This is a genomic window from Pseudooceanicola algae (assembly GCF_003590145.2).
Taxonomy (GTDB): domain Bacteria; phylum Pseudomonadota; class Alphaproteobacteria; order Rhodobacterales; family Rhodobacteraceae; genus Pseudooceanicola; species Pseudooceanicola algae.
On sequence record NZ_CP060436.1, the window covers coordinates 274591 to 288799 of the forward strand.

Here is a 14209-nt window from a genome sequence, read left to right on the forward strand (position 1 = left end):
CATGCAACTGACCCCCAGAGAAAAAGACAAGCTTCTGGTCGCGATGGCCGCCGAGGTCGCGCGCAAGCGCCTGTCGCGCGGCGTGAAGCTGAACTACCCTGAAGCCATCGCGCTGATCACCGACGCGGTGGTCGAGGGCGCGCGGGACGGACGTTCGGTCGCCGAGATGATGGAAGCCGGCGCCCAGGTCATCACCGTCGATCAATGCATGTCGGGCATCCCCGAGATGATCCACGAAGTGCAGGTCGAAGCGACCTTTCCCGATGGGACCAAGCTGGTGACGGTACATAACCCGATCCGCTAGGACCTTGGGCCAAAACAGATTTCACGCGCCGGGCGCGGCATCCCCAGCCGCCCGCCGCCTCAGGAAAGGAACGGAGCATCATGACCCTGCTTGAAAAGATCCTGACCACCCTCGGCCTGGCGCCGCAGGTTCAGCCAATCCCCCTGCGCGTCCCCGGCGCGCCCGCCTTCTGGGAGAAACGCCAATGATCCCGGGAGAGCTTTTCCCCGCCGAAGGCAGCCTGACCCTGAACGAAGGCGCGGAGTCCATCACCCTGATGGTGGCCAATACCGGTGACCGCCCGGTGCAGATCGGCAGCCACTACCATTTCGCCGAGGCCAACGAGGCGCTGGATTTCGACCGCGCCACTGCCCGTGGTCTGCGCCTCGATATCGCCGCCGGCACTGCCGTGCGGTTCGAACCGGGCCAGCGCCGCGAGGTCAGCCTTATTCCGATCTCCGGGGATCGCCGTATCTTCGGTTTCAATCAGAAGGTCATGGGGCCGCTGTGACCGGGACGGGGCGCTTGCCCCGCCGCTGATCCACGCCCTTTCGACCTGACCCCCATTCGCCGCCTCACCGCGACCAGACATTTCAGGAGCCCGCAATGCCCACCCAGATCTCTCGCGCGGATTACGCCGCGATGTTCGGCCCGACCACGGGCGACCGGTTGCGCCTGGCCGATACGGATCTTGTGATCGAGGTCGAAAAGGACTTCACCAGCTACGGTGAAGAGGTCAAGTTCGGCGGCGGCAAGGTGATCCGCGACGGCATGGGCCAGTCGCAGGCGACGCGGGCCGAGGGCGCGGTGGACACGGTGATCACCAATGCGCTGATCGTCGACTGGACCGGCATCTACAAGGCCGACGTGGGCCTGAAGGACGGGCGCATCCACAAGATCGGCAAGGCGGGCAACCCCGATACGCAGCCGGGCGTCGACATCATCGTCGGTCCGGGCACCGAGGTCATCGCCGGTGAAAACCGCATCCTGACCGCCGGCGGCATCGACAGCCATATCCATTTCATCTGCCCGCAGCAGATCGACGACGCGCTGCATTCCGGCCTGACCTGCATGATCGGCGGCGGCACCGGCCCGGCCCATGGCACGCTGGCCACGACCGTCACACCCGGCCCCTGGCACATGGCGCGCATGTTGCAGGCCGCCGATGCCTTTCCGATGAACCTGGCGTTTGCGGGCAAGGGCAATGCCTCGCTTCCCGCTGCGCTGGAGGAACAGATCAAGGGCGGGGCCTCCTGCCTGAAGCTGCACGAAGACTGGGGCACCACGCCTGCCACTATCGACAATTGCCTGTCGGTGGCCGACGACTACGACGTGCAGGTGATGATCCACACCGACACGCTGAACGAATCCGGTTTCGTCGAGAACACCGTGAAGGCGATGAAGGGCCGCACCATCCACGCCTTCCACACCGAAGGGGCAGGGGGCGGGCATGCACCCGACATCATCAAGATCTGCGGCGAAGAACATGTGCTGCCCTCTTCGACCAACCCGACGCGGCCCTTCACGAAGAACACCATCGACGAACATCTCGACATGCTGATGGTGTGTCACCACCTTGACAAGGCGATCCCCGAAGACGTGGCCTTTGCCGAAAGCCGCATCCGGCGCGAGACAATCGCCGCCGAAGACATCCTGCACGACATGGGTGCCTTCAGCATCATCGCCTCCGACAGCCAGGCCATGGGCCGGGTGGGCGAGGTCCTGATCCGTACCTGGCAGACCGCCGACAAGATGAAGAAGCAGCGCGGCCGCCTTGCCGAGGAAACCGGCGCCAACGACAATTTCCGGGTGCGCCGCTATATCGCGAAATACACCATCAACCCCGCCATCGCCCATGGTCTGTCGCATCAGATCGGCAGCATCGAGGAAGGCAAACGCGCCGACCTCGTGCTGTGGAACCCGGCCTTCTTCGGAGTGAAACCCGAAATGGTGCTGATGGCCGGCACCATCGTCTGTGCCCAGATGGGTGATCCCAATGCCTCCATCCCGACGCCGCAGCCGGTCTATTCGCGGCCCATGTTCGGGGCCTATGGGCGATCGGTTGAACGCTCTGCGGTGACCTTCGTCTCTGCCGCGGCCCAGGCCGAAGGCATCGGTCACAACCTGGGTCTCGCCAAGGAAACCGTCGCGGTGCTGAACACCCGCAACATCGGCAAGTCGCACCTCAAGCTGAACACGGCCACCCCAAGGGTCGAGGTCAACCCCGAGACCTACGAAGTGCGCGCCGACGGAGAGCTGCTGACCTGTGAACCGGCCTCGGAGCTTCCGATGGCGCAGCGCTATTTCCTGTTCTGATGCGGCGGGCGCTTTCCCTCGGGCTGGTGCTGCCCGCGCTTCTGCCGCTGAGCGCGCAAGCGCAATCGTTCTATTGCCCGACCGCGACGGATCTGGAAACCGGCATCGCCCTGATCACCCGTGATGCGGATTACGAGACGATCGAGGTCTTTCAGCGCGTCTCGAACGATGTGACCTCCTATTGGGTGATGGAGGACGCGACGCCGAGCTATTTCGAACTGATCGGCAAGGGGATCTTCACCCTGTCCAACAGTTATCTCGAAGGCGGGCCAGGTGAATCCGAAATCTATGTCTATCCGGTTCCCACCGACGGGCTGCCGGTCGTGATCTCGGGCCTGAGCTGGAGCACGGAAGTCGATATCTTCTCGCCCACGGGCAGCAGCACGACCCGGATGGAGGTCTCGGTAGGTCCGGTGCAGGACCTCGACATCGGGCCCTGCCGCTATTCCGCCATGCCGGTGCGGATCGAGACGGTGCCGGCAGAGGGTGAAAGCAGCTATACGACCTATCTTTACGCGCATGATCCGGGCATTTCGGTGATTTCCGAAAGCGGCTCGGGGGACACGTCCCACATGATCGACCTGCCGACCGAGATCATTGCCCTGCGCAAGAGGTTCGAAAATTGACATTTCGCGTCGCATACCTGGCCTGTTGCCACGCTGGAACGACCCTTTCCGGCGCCCGTCGCGCCCTGTTTCACGGGGTCGGACTCCTGTGCCGCAGCGCAGCAAATCTAGCCCCTTCCGTCATGCAATTAGCGCAATGCGGCCCTGTTTCACGCTCATTAACAGGGGTTTTAGAAGAATTCTCTGCGTTGCAGCGGGCGCATGGCGGTGTTGAGGGATTGACTGTAGTAAGGACGCAATCGCTGACCTATCTCTTGGACAACGGAGCAAAACGCCCCAAACCAAAGTCCAAAGAGGTTACTCATCATGGCTACTGCAACTCATATCTCTTCCGCACCGTCCTTCGGCAGCCGCTTCTCGGCTCTGATGAACAGCATCGGCACCGGCCTGAACAACTACATGGAACGCCGCACGCGTCACGACCAGATCACAGCGCTGAACGCGAAGTCGGACGCCGAACTGGCCAAGCTGGGCATCCGTCGCGACGAGATCCCGGCCTACGTCTTCCGCCACCTGTTCTACATCTGATCGGGTTTGACGGCGTTGGTTTGACGGTTGGGGGCGCGGCATGATCCGCGCTCTCTCCACCCTCACCAGCGAGGCCGTCGATTCGACGAGGGTCACCGACAGCGTGACGCTCGACTACGACGCCCGGTTCATCCGGCGTAAGGGGCTGCAGACCGACGGGGGCAATCGCATCCTGGTCGACCTGGCCCAGACGATGTCGCTGAACGAAGGCGATGCGCTGCAGTTGGAAGACGGCTGTCTGATCACCGTCCGCGCCGCGCCCGAGCCGCTTTTGCAGGTGACGGGGCCGCATCTTGTGCGCCTTGCCTGGCATGTCGGCAATCGTCACACCCCCTGCCAAATCCTGGACGACCACCTTCTGATCCGTCAGGACAAGGTCATTGCCACCATGCTGACGCATCTCGGCGCGACCCTTGTCCCGGTCCAAGCGCCCTTTGTCCCCGAAGGCGGGGCCTATGGACACGGGCGGACCCATTCCCATGAACATGGCAAGACGCTGAATGGCGGAGATCATGACCATGGGCATTCTCATGGCGATGGTCACGCGCATGACCACGGGCATTCGCACAGCCACTCCCATGACAACTGAGCAACTGCATGTCGACCCGGCGCTGATCCTGCATCGCTGGCTCTCGCCCGCCTATCCGGTCGGGGCCTTTGCCTATTCTCACGGGATCGAGGCCGCGGTGGCCGATGGCTGGATCACCGACACCCCGACAGCCGAGGCCTGGATTCGCGACATCCTCGATCATGGGGCAGGGCACAATGATGCGCTTCTGCTGGCCGCCGCATGGCATGCCGCCCCGCAGGACCTGCCCGAAATTGCGGAACTGGCGCTGGCGCTGGCCCCTTCGGCCAGCCGACGCCTGGAAACCAGCGCACAGGGCGCCGCTTTTGCCGCCACCACGGCCGAGATCCACGGGATTGACCTGCCGGCCATGCCTTATCCGGTCGCCCTTGGCCGGGCGGCCCGGTTGATGGATCTGCCTCTGGACATGCTGCTGCGGCTGTCTCTGCTGGCCTTCGCCTCGACCCTGACATCGGCAGCGGTGCGTCTGGTGCCTCTTGGCCAGACCGATGGGCAACGTATCCTGTCGGGTCTTGAACCCTTGTGTCAAACACTGGCACAGAGGGCGGAAACCGGCGACCTGGAAGGGCTTGGCGCGCGCGCCATTTTGTCCGACATTGCCGCCATGCGGCAGGAAGCCCTGACGACGCGACTCTTTCGTTCCTGATTCCCGATGGAAAGGATCCAGCCATGCCATCCCCCCACGGTCCTCTTCGTATCGGTCTGGGCGGCCCGGTGGGTGCCGGCAAGACCACGCTGACGGCAGCCCTGTGCCGGGCGCTGCGCGACCACCTGTCGGTCGCAGTGGTGACCAACGACATCTACACGCAGGAAGACGCCGAGGCGCTGGTGCGCATGCAGGCGCTGACCTCGGACCGTATCAGGGGCGTTGAAACCGGCGGCTGTCCGCATACGGCGATCCGCGAGGATGCCTCGATCAACCTGGCGGCCATTGCCGAGCTGAACAAGGATTTCCCGGACCTCGACCTGGTGCTGGTGGAGTCGGGGGGCGACAACCTGTCGGCGACCTTCTCGCCCGAACTCGTCGACATGACGATCTATGTCATCGACGTGGCGGCGGGCGAAGAGATCCCGCGCAAGGGCGGTCCGGCGATCACCCGTTCCGACATCCTGGTCATCAACAAGACCGACCTCGCCCCCCATGTGGGCGCCGACCTGAGCGTCATGGAGCGCGACGCAACGGCACAGCGCAAGGGGCGGCCCTTCGTCTTTACCAATCTCAAGACCGGAGAGGGGCTGCCGGCCATCCTGTCCCTGATCGAGGAGATCGGCGGACTTGTCCCGGCTCTCTGACGCCTCCCGTCGCTCGGCGATGATCGACATTCGCCCCATCGGCTATGTGATCGGCCTGCTTGTCGCCGTGCTGGGCATGACGATGCTGTTGCCGATGCTGGTCGACATGATCGAAGGGCAGGGACATTGGTACGTCTTTGCCGAAAGCGGTATCATCACCTTCGTCGCGGGGGCCCTGACGGCGCTGGCCTGCCAGAACGGCAACCGTGACGGGCTGACCCTGCAACAGACCTTCCTGCTGACCTCGGGTGTCTGGGCAACCCTGCCGATCTTCGGTGCGCTGCCATTCATGCTGGGAGAGACGCAGGCCAGTTTCACCGACGCTTATTTCGAGGCCATGTCGGGGGTGACCACCACCGGTTCGACCGTCTTCGTCGGCCTTGACGACATGGCGCAGGGGCTGCTGCTGTGGCGTGGCATCCTGCAATGGCTGGGCGGCATCGGGATCATCGTCGTGGCCATGGTCTTCCTGCCCGAACTGCGGGTCGGGGGGATGCAGGTCTTCCGCTCCGAAGCTTTCGAAACCATGGGCAAGATCCTGCCCCGCGCCACGGCTATCGCCAGCCAGATCTCGGTCATCTATGTCGGGCTGACGCTGGCCTGCCTGATGACTTACCTGCTGCTCGGCATGGGGACCTTCGATGCAACGGTCCATGCGCTGACCACCGTGTCGACAGGCGGATTTTCCACCCGGGATGCCAGTTTCGGCGCCTTTGCGGGGGGGATGGAATATGCCGCCACGGTCTTCATGATCCTCGCGGCGCTGCCTTTCGTGCGCTACGTGCAACTGCTGCATGGCAACAAGACCGCGATCTTTCGCGACGTGCAGGTCAGGGGCTTCATGGCGACGATCGGCGTGCTGGTCCTGGTCAGCAGCCTGGCCCTGCTGCACCTGTTCCCGCATCACTGGGAACAGGCCTTGCGCGAAAGCCTTTTCAACATCGTCTCGATCATCTCGGGGACGGGCTATGCCTCGGTCGACTACATGCAGTGGGGGTCGTTCCTGATCACCCTGTTCTTCTTCATCGGACTGATCGGCGGCTGTGCCGGATCGACGGCCTGCTCGGTCAAGATTTTCCGCTACCAGATCCTGCTGGCCTCCATCGGGGCACAGATCCGCCGCATCCACGCGCCCCACGCGGTGTTTTCGCCCCGCTACGAAGGCCGGCCCCTGGGCGAAGAAGTGCTGGGGTCGGTCATGTCCTTCTTTGTCTTCTTCGTGGTGTCTCTGGGTGTGTTTTCGGTGCTGCTGGCGCTGACGGGCCTCGATTTCATCACCGCGCTCTCCGGCGCGGCGACGGCGCTGGCCAATATCGGCCCTGGCCTTGGCGACATCATCGGCCCGGCAGGCAATTTCGCGCCCCTGAACGATTCCGCCAAGTGGATCCTGAGCATCGCCATGTTCTGCGGCCGGTTGGAGCTGATGGTGGTCTACGCCATGCTCACGGTCCAGTTCTGGCGTGGGTGAGCGGCGGTCCGGCGCAGCCGGCAAAAGGTCCGGTGGACCTTTTGAACCGCGAACGGGCGGGGGCTTCCAGGCGTCCGAGCCTTTGCCAAGGATTTGCCGGCCCGATCCCCCGAAACGCCCGCTAACCTCGCAAATAGCCGCCCTGCCAGCCCGCGCAGGCCCATGACCCTTGCCAGAGGCCCCTGTTCTGCGGCATCATGACCCTCAACGCTGCGGCAACGACGCCGGGCGCCTTTCCCGATGACTGGGACTTTCATGAGCATGGCCGTGTGACCCTTCGCCCTTGGCGGGGCGCGTTCCGGCCCTATTCGTCCTGATCCGGCAAGAGGCTGATATGAAGACCTTTCCGATATTCCTGACCATGACCGGCCGCCGCGTGGTGATCTGCGGCTCTGGCGCCGAGGCGGCGCGCAAGGCGCGTCTGGTCCTCAAGACCGAGGCCGAGATCGTCATCGCGGGCCGCGACCTCGACCCCGAACTTTCTGGCCTCGTGGCTACCGGGCGCGCCCTGCATGTGCCCGAAGCCGGCCCCGAGACCTTCGAAAACTGCACGCTGGCTTTCATCGCCACGGGGGACGAGGCGCTGGATCTGCGCATCGCCGCCATGGCGCGGGCGGCGGGGGCGGTGGTCAATGTCGTCGACCAGCCGGATCATTGCGACGGGTTTACCCCGTCGATCGTTGACCGCGACCCGGTCGTCGTCGCCATCGGGACCGAGGGCACGGCCCCGGTGCTGGGCCGCATGATCAAGACCGAGATCGAGACGATGCTGCATCCCCGTCTTGGTGGTTTCGCCGCCCTTGCGGGGCGCTTGCGCGATGCGGTCGCGGGCCGGATCGCGCCGCGCAACCGGCGCGCCTTCTGGGAATGGGTCTTTACCGGCGAGGCCTTCGCCCGGCATCGCGGCGGCGACGAACATGCCGCTGCCGACATGCTGAAGCAGGCCATCGCAAATGGCGAGGCGCCCGGAGAAACCGGACTTATATCCCTTGTCGGGGCAGGGCCGGGGGCGCGGGATCTGCTGACCCTGCGCGCGGTGCGCCGCCTGCAGGAGGCCGATGTGATCTTCTACGATCGCCTGGTCGATCCGGAGGTTCTGGAACTGGCGCGCCGCGATGCCGACCGGGTCTATGTCGGCAAGGAGATCGGTGCCCATGCCTGGCCGCAGGACAAGATCGACCGCCTGATCGTTGCCGAAGCCGCCAAGGGCCGCCGCGTCGTGCGGCTGAAATCCGGCGATCCGTCTATCTTTGGTCGCGCGGCCGAGGAAATCGCCGCCGCCCGCGCCGCCGGGATCGCGGTCGAGATCGTGCCGGGCATCACCGCCGCCTCTGCCGTGGCCGCCGCCACGACCCGGCCACTGACCGAGCGCGGCGAGACCGATACGCTTGTCATCACCACGGGCACCTGCCGCCCCGGAGATTGCGCGCCCGACTGGCGCGCCGCCGCCCGTCCCGGCACGGCCATGGCCTTCTACATGGCGGTCGATCGGGCCGCCCGTGTCGAAGCCGAACTGCTGGCCGCCGGGGTGCCGCCGAATTGTCCGGTCGATGTGATCGCCTCGGCCAGCATGCCGCAGGAACGGCGTCTGAGCCTGACCCTGCAGGGCATGGCCGAGGCCTTGCAGCGCGAAAAGGTGCAGAGCCCTGCGATCCTGTTACTGCGCTATTCCAAGACGCTGGCGGTGGATGCGGTGCCCTCTGCCGATGTCGCCGCGCTGCCGTCCCGCGCCTGAGAAGGTCATGTGGAGTTTGCAATGAAAGAAGCCCGCGCATCTGACTGCGCGGGCTTTTGTTTGCTTTGTCGAAGGGCCGGCTTGTTCGGGCCTGGCGCGGATCCTGGGCTATTCCCAGCATTCCACGAGGGCGGTCATCTCGCGGGCCTGGCGGGCCAGGGTCAGGGGGGGCAGCGTGCCGCTGGTAATTGAGGCCGGAGTAGAGATGCCCGCGCCGGACAGAAAAGTCGCAAGGCTGGCTCCGTCGGTGGCGAAGGCGACCGATTGCGGCAGGCTGCGATCCCCGTCGGGGCCAGCCTGCAGCAGGCCGATCACGGCGCCGGAGGCGTTCATCACCGGGCCGCCCGCATCGCCGGGCAGCGTTGCGATCTCGAGGCGCGAAACCCCGGTTTCCCCGTTCAGCCCACCCCGGTCCGCGAGGTCCCCATAGGTGACGCTGGCCGCGCCCAGCATCCCGGCATAGGAATAGCCCGCCACGGCAATTTCGCTGCCGATTTGCGGCACGGCCGAGGAGACCTCGGCGACGCGCATGGGGGCAAGGGCGGCGGTGGGGCGCAGCAGGGCAAGGCCGCTGGTGGCGTCGCTGCGCGCGACAGAGGCGGCGTGATCCCCGGCGATGGTGATCTGGCCACAGCTTGCAAGATCATCGGCCAGGGTCGCCACCGCGCCATCCCGGCTGACGAAGACACCCGAGCGCGCGAACAGGGGCTTGCGGACCCGCAGTCCCGCCACCAGATCGACACCCTGGCTGGCGTCGATGCCTTCGTTATAGGGCAGCACGCCGGGCAGGCGGGTAAAGCTGGCCTGCATTTCGCCCAGAAGCCGGCTGCGGCGGTCGCTGTCGCCCATGGGCCAGACCAGAATGAACCCCTTTATATGACCGTCTTGCAGCCGCGCCTCGGCATGGCTGACGATCTGTGCGTTCTCCCCTTCGACGGTAAAGCTGTCGGCGCGCCGTGACCGGGCGCCGCCCTCGGGCAGGATCGCGAGGGTTTGCATGATCTCGTAAAGCGCGGCCAGGCGGCCTTCGTCCCCGGCCTGCGAAATCAGCAGAACGCGGGCGGGCAGGGCGGCTTCGTCCCGCGGAGTGAAATGGGCAAAGGGCGCCTCGTGGCGGTCGAACTGCACCGCGCCAAGCGGCAGTTCCATGGCGATCCCGGCCTCGTTGTCGCTATAGAGTTCCAGCCCGAGATCGTCGAGCAGGGCGTTGTACTGCCCGATCAGCGCACTGCGCTGCGCCGTCGTCAGGATGCCGGTGGCGGAAAACCCGTTGGCCTGTTGCCAACGGGCCATGGAATTGCGTGTGCCCTGTCCGAAGGCGCCGTCGACGGGGCCATTGTAATACCCGGCCCAGCCAAGGGCGATCTGCAACTGGTCGCGTTCGGCGCGCGACAATTGCGCCTCGCTGCGGCGGGCCTGCTCGGGGGTTTCATCGTCAAAGCCGGTGCCGAAGGTGCCCGCGTCAGGCAGGGGCTGGGCGGCTGGCTGGGGGGCGGTCTCGGGCTGGGAGCCCGAGCCGATGCCCGAGCCAGTGCCTGACCCGATGCCCGCCTGGAACTCCGCCTCGTACCAGGATCGGTATGAGATATAGCTGTCGCCCGGAATCTGTCCGCTGGCCCGCAGGGTCTGCAAACGGTTCACGGCCTCGTCCCGCGGATAGGGGCCAAGCACGGCGACATAGAGACCGTTGGACAGGGTGAAACCCGTGACATCGGGCAGGTAGCCCGCGTAATTCTGCAGCCCGGCTTCGGCCTCGGCGGCATCGGGCCAGGCGTGGATCTGGATATAGGCGGGCAGGTCCTGCGCCTGGGCGCCGCGCAGGGCGACAAGGGTCGCGAAGAAAGCTGTGAAACACAGCCGCATGATCAAACGGGTGGACATGGAATACCTCTTGCCTGCCACGATGGGCCTCATCCTTCGGGGCGTTTGCGGACCGGCAGTTGCGACAGGGCCCGGAAGGCAAAGTCGCAGAAGGCGATCCATGCGCCTCTGTCAGGGATTTCTACCAAATCGGGAATTACTTGCACCCTAATAATGCAGATATGGCCGGATCTGCGCCCCGGAAACCACGGTTGCGCAGGCCGCAGGATCGCCACAGGGGCAGGCGCGGCGCAGGTTGGCGGTGGCCGCTGGCGCAGGGGGCAACTTGACCTCTGACCGCCTGCCCGGTAACGAACGGCAACGCCGTGGCCCGGCCACTTCCAGACCCGCGCCGAACCCAAGGTAGCCCGATGCCCGAGACCAGTTTCGCCCAGACGACCCGCCCGCAAAGCTTTCAGGAGATCATCCTGCGGCTTCAGGCCTATTGGGCCAGCAAGGGCTGCGCGATCATGCAGCCCTATGACATGGAGGTCGGCGCCGGCACCTTCCACCCCGCGACCACGCTGCGCAGCCTCGGCTCGCGCCCCTGGGCGGCGGCCTATGTGCAGCCTTCGCGCCGGCCCACCGACGGGCGCTATGGCGAGAACCCGAACCGGCTGCAGCATTACTACCAGTACCAGGTGCTGATCAAACCGAGCCCGCCGGATCTTCAGGCGCTTTACCTCGGCAGCCTCGAGGCCATCGGCATCGACATGGACATGCACGACATCCGTTTTGTCGAGGATGACTGGGAAAGCCCGACCCTGGGCGCCTGGGGCCTTGGCTGGGAAGTCTGGTGCGACGGCATGGAAGTCAGCCAGTTCACCTATTTCCAGCAGGTCGGCGGCCACGACTGCAAGCCGGTCTCGGGCGAACTGACCTATGGCCTTGAACGCCTTGCGATGTATGTCCTCGGCATCGATCACGTGATGGACATGCCTTACAATGATCCGCAGTCGGTGATCCCGCTCAGCTATGGCGATGTCTTCCGCCAGACCGAGCAGGAATATTCGCGCTGGAACTTCGACGTGGCCAATACCGAGGTGCTGCTGAAGCATTTCGAGGAAGCCGAAGCGGAATGCGAGGCGATCCTGTCCCAGCCCGCCGAAGACCCCAAGACCGGCAAGCGCATCGTCATGGCGCACCCCGCCTATGACCAGTGCATCAAGGCCAGCCATGTCTTCAACCTGCTGGACGCGCGCGGTGTGATCTCGGTCACGGAACGCCAGGCCTATATCGGACGGGTGCGGGCGCTGGCCAAGCAATGCGCCGATGCCTTCGTGCAGACCGAGGCGGGCGGCTGGACGGCCCCCTGAGCCGGGACCCTTCCAGCCCCTCGCGGCTGGCCTGCAAAAGGACGGGCAAGGGGGCAGGATCATCCTCTTGCCGCTGTGCCATCCGGACTTTCCCGATGGCGCCGGGTCGGGTCAGCCCGCGAGGCCGGGCAGCAGGACCTTCAGCCCGTCGGTCAGCATCTCGACCGCGATGGCAGCCAGGATCATGCCCATCAGGCGGGTCATGATGGTCCGCGCGGTCTGGCTGATATGCTTGCCGATGGTCCCCGCAGCCAGGAACACCACCCCGACCAGCGCCAGGACCGTCAGGAAGACCGCCCCATAGGCGGAAAGCCCGGCCAGATCCGTGGCCTGCTGACGATAGAGGATCAGCGTGGTGATCGTCCCGGGCCCGACAAGGATCGGGAAGGTCAGCGGATAGAAGGCCACGGCGCTGCGATCGTCGAACCGGGCCTGTTCGGTATTGGTGCCGTGATGGGCCGCGCTGTCCTTGCCGTTCAGCATCCCCAGCCCGATGGTCAGCACCACCAACCCGCCCGCGACGCGGAAATCGTTGACCGAGATTCCGAAGGCCGACAGCAGCGCCGTCCCGGCCGCCGCGAAACATCCCCCCAGGACCAGCGCGTATAGCGTCACCTTCACCGCGGTGCCGCGCCGTTCGGCCGGGGTCATGCCATCGGTTATGCTCAAAAAGACCGGCAGGTTGGTCACAGGGTTCATGATGGCGAAAAGGGCGCCAAAGAACTTGATGGCGTCGAAGCTGTCCATGTGGTCTGTCTTTCCTGGAAAATGCGGGCCCTTCCGGCGCCTTGCCTAGGGGCAGAGGCACGGGGCAGGGTTCAGCCCTAGCAGGGCGCGTGCGAACTGCCTATAGCGAAGCGGCGCGATCAGCCGCGCCATGCAAGAAAAGCCGGGGAAAGATATGCTGGGACGGATTGCCATCGTTGCCATTCTGGTCTGTGCGCTGTTGGCGGGCGGGGGCCTGTTCTATCTTCAGATCTGGGGTTACTACGACCCGGTCGTCTCGCGCCCCGGTCAGGACGTGGCCATCGTGCCCCTTGGCGACACCAGCGCCCGCCCGATCTCCTACTCCGATTTCGAAGCGATCGACGCCGACAGTTCTCCGATCCGGTATCGCGCCTGCTTTACGCCGATGGACGATCTTGCCACCCTTGAAACCCTGTACGAACCCTACCCGGAGGCGGAGCCGTTGAACGCGCCCTTCTGGTTCGGTTGCTTTGACGCCGGGGATATCGGCGAGGCGCTTGAAAGCGGCACCGCGAAGGCGTTCCTGGGCGGGAAGAACTTCCACTACGGAGTCGACCGGGTGATCGCGGTGACGGAAGAGGGGCAGGGATATGTCTGGCACCAGCTGAACAATTGCGGCGAGCGGTCCTATGACGGGACCCCGGTCGGGGAAGCCTGCCCGCCGCGCTGAGCAGCGCCGGACCAATGGGGCGGGTGCCTTCGTCAGGGCATGTCCCGGATCATGCAGCATGCCTGGAATGCAAAAGGCCCGGAGCGGGATGCTCCGGGCCTTTCCATTCGTATCGTTCTGTCCTTGGACAGATATGCCGCTATCAGAAACGATAGTTGACGCGGGCCGCGACCGTGTTGCCGGTGAGGTCACTCGGGGAGTCGTCGAAGTCCGAGATGTTCTCGTAGAGGTACTCGGCGCCAACGCTCCAGTTGGCGTTCAGCATGTGCTCTGCGCCGAAGCCGACGTTATAGCCCCATTGGTCATCGACCATCGAGCCACCGGCAACGCCGTAGACCAGGGTCGAGCCCAGGTCATACCCCAGGCGGGCTTTCAGACGGGTGGAATCGGCAGCGCCGTTTTCCCACATGTCGCGGGCCTGGTATTCGGCTTCGCCACCAAGAACGAAGTCGCCGAAGTCATGGTCGTAGCCGGCATGCAAGCCGTAGACCATGGAATCGTCAGAGAAGGAGCCCTTGTCGAGGTCGCCGTAGCCGAGGCTGGCACCACCGTAGAAGCCGGTCCAGTCGGCCGAAGGCTCTACGATCACCGGGGTCACGATGACCGGATCGGCGGGGGCTTCGGTATAGGCCCCTGCAAATGCGGGACCAGCGGCGAAGAGGGCAGTCGTTGCTGCCAAGATGTTCAGGCGGTTCATTTCTTTATCCTTTATCCTGCCAAGTCTTGAGGCCGGAAATTCACTACACGTCACAGGCATGTAAGTCTCAGCGACCCTCGG

The 14209-nt window shown here is 64.9% G+C and carries 15 protein-coding genes; 12 read left to right on the forward strand and 3 right to left on the reverse strand.

The genetic code is table 11. The annotated features are described in order from the left end of the window. Position 1: 1 nt before the first annotated feature. From PSAL_RS01280 to cysG, 10 genes are all read left to right on the forward strand, one after another. Positions 2-304 (forward strand): urease subunit gamma, encoded by a 303-nt coding sequence (locus PSAL_RS01280; RefSeq protein WP_119839797.1) that lies wholly within the window; start codon positions 2-4, stop codon positions 302-304. A 184-nt stretch (positions 305-488) separates the two neighbouring features. Next, the gene (locus PSAL_RS01285; RefSeq protein WP_119839796.1) at positions 489-794 is read left to right on the forward strand and encodes an urease subunit beta; all 306 of its coding nucleotides are present in this window, start codon (positions 489-491) and stop codon (positions 792-794) included. Between the two features lie 95 nt (positions 795-889). Further along, positions 890-2599, forward strand: a complete 1710-nt coding sequence (ureC, locus tag PSAL_RS01290; protein WP_119839795.1) for an urease subunit alpha — start codon at positions 890-892, stop codon at positions 2597-2599. Continuing rightward, positions 2599-3225: a hypothetical protein gene (locus PSAL_RS01295; protein WP_119839794.1), complete on the forward strand. Its 627-nt coding sequence runs from the start codon at positions 2599-2601 to the stop codon at positions 3223-3225. The genes ureC and PSAL_RS01295 overlap by 1 nt, the downstream gene beginning before the upstream one ends. A 306-nt stretch (positions 3226-3531) precedes the next feature. Continuing rightward, positions 3532-3753 (forward strand): DUF1127 domain-containing protein, encoded by a 222-nt coding sequence (locus PSAL_RS01300; RefSeq protein WP_119839793.1) that lies wholly within the window; start codon positions 3532-3534, stop codon positions 3751-3753. A 40-nt stretch (positions 3754-3793) separates the two neighbouring features. After that, a complete protein-coding gene (locus PSAL_RS01305) occupies positions 3794-4342 on the forward strand; it encodes an urease accessory protein UreE (RefSeq protein ID WP_119839792.1) in 549 nt (182 codons plus the stop codon). Further along, the gene (locus PSAL_RS01310; RefSeq protein ID WP_231388578.1) at positions 4254-4988 is read left to right on the forward strand and encodes an urease accessory protein UreF; all 735 of its coding nucleotides are present in this window, start codon (positions 4254-4256) and stop codon (positions 4986-4988) included. The genes PSAL_RS01305 and PSAL_RS01310 overlap by 89 nt, the downstream gene beginning before the upstream one ends. Before the next feature lie 23 nt (positions 4989-5011). After that, complete coding sequence (ureG, locus tag PSAL_RS01315; RefSeq protein WP_119839791.1) at positions 5012-5635, forward strand: urease accessory protein UreG; 624 nt, start codon at positions 5012-5014, stop codon at positions 5633-5635. 19 nt (positions 5636-5654) lie between these two features. After that, a complete protein-coding gene (locus PSAL_RS01320; RefSeq protein WP_119839810.1) occupies positions 5655-7103 on the forward strand; it encodes a TrkH family potassium uptake protein in 1449 nt (482 codons plus the stop codon). Positions 7104-7437: 334 nt separating this feature from the next. Beyond that, positions 7438-8838, forward strand: a complete 1401-nt coding sequence (gene cysG / locus PSAL_RS01325; protein ID WP_119839790.1) for a siroheme synthase CysG — start codon at positions 7438-7440, stop codon at positions 8836-8838. 108 nt (positions 8839-8946) lie between these two features. Here the strand turns inward: cysG and PSAL_RS01330 are convergent, their stop codons facing one another. Beyond that, complete coding sequence (locus PSAL_RS01330; RefSeq protein ID WP_119839789.1) at positions 8947-10719, reverse strand: serine protease; 1773 nt, start codon at positions 10717-10719, stop codon at positions 8947-8949. 350 nt (positions 10720-11069) lie between these two features. On the opposite strand from PSAL_RS01330, the gene PSAL_RS01335 reads away from it, so the two are divergent. Further along, positions 11070-12014 carry a glycine--tRNA ligase subunit alpha gene (locus PSAL_RS01335; protein ID WP_119839788.1) on the forward strand — a complete coding sequence of 315 codons (945 nt, stop codon included), beginning with the start codon at positions 11070-11072 and terminating at the stop codon, positions 12012-12014. A gap of 111 nt (positions 12015-12125) precedes the next feature. Here PSAL_RS01335 and PSAL_RS01340 read toward each other — a convergent pair whose 3' ends face one another. Continuing rightward, positions 12126-12761 (reverse strand): MarC family protein, encoded by a 636-nt coding sequence (locus tag PSAL_RS01340; protein WP_119839787.1) that lies wholly within the window; start codon positions 12759-12761, stop codon positions 12126-12128. Between the two features lie 154 nt (positions 12762-12915). On the opposite strand from PSAL_RS01340, the gene PSAL_RS01345 reads away from it, so the two are divergent. After that, on the forward strand, positions 12916-13431 hold the full coding sequence (locus PSAL_RS01345) for a DUF6446 family protein (RefSeq protein WP_119839786.1): 516 nt from the start codon (positions 12916-12918) through the stop codon (positions 13429-13431). A gap of 142 nt (positions 13432-13573) precedes the next feature. On the opposite strand, the gene PSAL_RS01350 is transcribed toward PSAL_RS01345, so the two are convergent. Next, positions 13574-14128 carry an outer membrane protein gene (locus PSAL_RS01350; RefSeq protein WP_196222817.1) on the reverse strand — a complete coding sequence of 185 codons (555 nt, stop codon included), beginning with the start codon at positions 14126-14128 and terminating at the stop codon, positions 13574-13576. Positions 14129-14209: the final 81 nt, after the last annotated feature.

Excerpts from the sequence above, each read along its gene's own strand:
- PSAL_RS01280 (WP_119839797.1), top strand. The coding sequence starts at position 2 with ATGCAACTGACCCCCAGAGAAAAAGACAAGCTTCTGGTCGCGATGGCC.
- PSAL_RS01285 (WP_119839796.1), top strand. The coding sequence starts at position 489 with ATGATCCCGGGAGAGCTTTTCCCCGCCGAAGGCAGCCTGACCCTGAAC.
- ureC (WP_119839795.1), top strand. The coding sequence starts at position 890 with ATGCCCACCCAGATCTCTCGCGCGGATTACGCCGCGATGTTCGGCCCG.
- PSAL_RS01295 (WP_119839794.1), top strand. The coding sequence starts at position 2,599 with ATGCGGCGGGCGCTTTCCCTCGGGCTGGTGCTGCCCGCGCTTCTGCCG.
- PSAL_RS01300 (WP_119839793.1), top strand. The coding sequence starts at position 3,532 with ATGGCTACTGCAACTCATATCTCTTCCGCACCGTCCTTCGGCAGCCGC.
- PSAL_RS01305 (WP_119839792.1), top strand. The coding sequence starts at position 3,794 with ATGATCCGCGCTCTCTCCACCCTCACCAGCGAGGCCGTCGATTCGACG.
- PSAL_RS01310 (WP_231388578.1), top strand. The coding sequence starts at position 4,254 with ATGGCGGAGATCATGACCATGGGCATTCTCATGGCGATGGTCACGCGC.
- ureG (WP_119839791.1), top strand. The coding sequence starts at position 5,012 with ATGCCATCCCCCCACGGTCCTCTTCGTATCGGTCTGGGCGGCCCGGTG.
- PSAL_RS01320 (WP_119839810.1), top strand. The coding sequence starts at position 5,655 with ATGATCGACATTCGCCCCATCGGCTATGTGATCGGCCTGCTTGTCGCC.
- cysG (WP_119839790.1), top strand. The coding sequence starts at position 7,438 with ATGAAGACCTTTCCGATATTCCTGACCATGACCGGCCGCCGCGTGGTG.
- PSAL_RS01330 (WP_119839789.1), bottom strand. The coding sequence starts at position 10,719 with ATGTCCACCCGTTTGATCATGCGGCTGTGTTTCACAGCTTTCTTCGCG.
- PSAL_RS01335 (WP_119839788.1), top strand. The coding sequence starts at position 11,070 with ATGCCCGAGACCAGTTTCGCCCAGACGACCCGCCCGCAAAGCTTTCAG.
- PSAL_RS01340 (WP_119839787.1), bottom strand. The coding sequence starts at position 12,761 with ATGGACAGCTTCGACGCCATCAAGTTCTTTGGCGCCCTTTTCGCCATC.
- PSAL_RS01345 (WP_119839786.1), top strand. The coding sequence starts at position 12,916 with ATGCTGGGACGGATTGCCATCGTTGCCATTCTGGTCTGTGCGCTGTTG.
- PSAL_RS01350 (WP_196222817.1), bottom strand. The coding sequence starts at position 14,128 with ATGAACCGCCTGAACATCTTGGCAGCAACGACTGCCCTCTTCGCCGCT.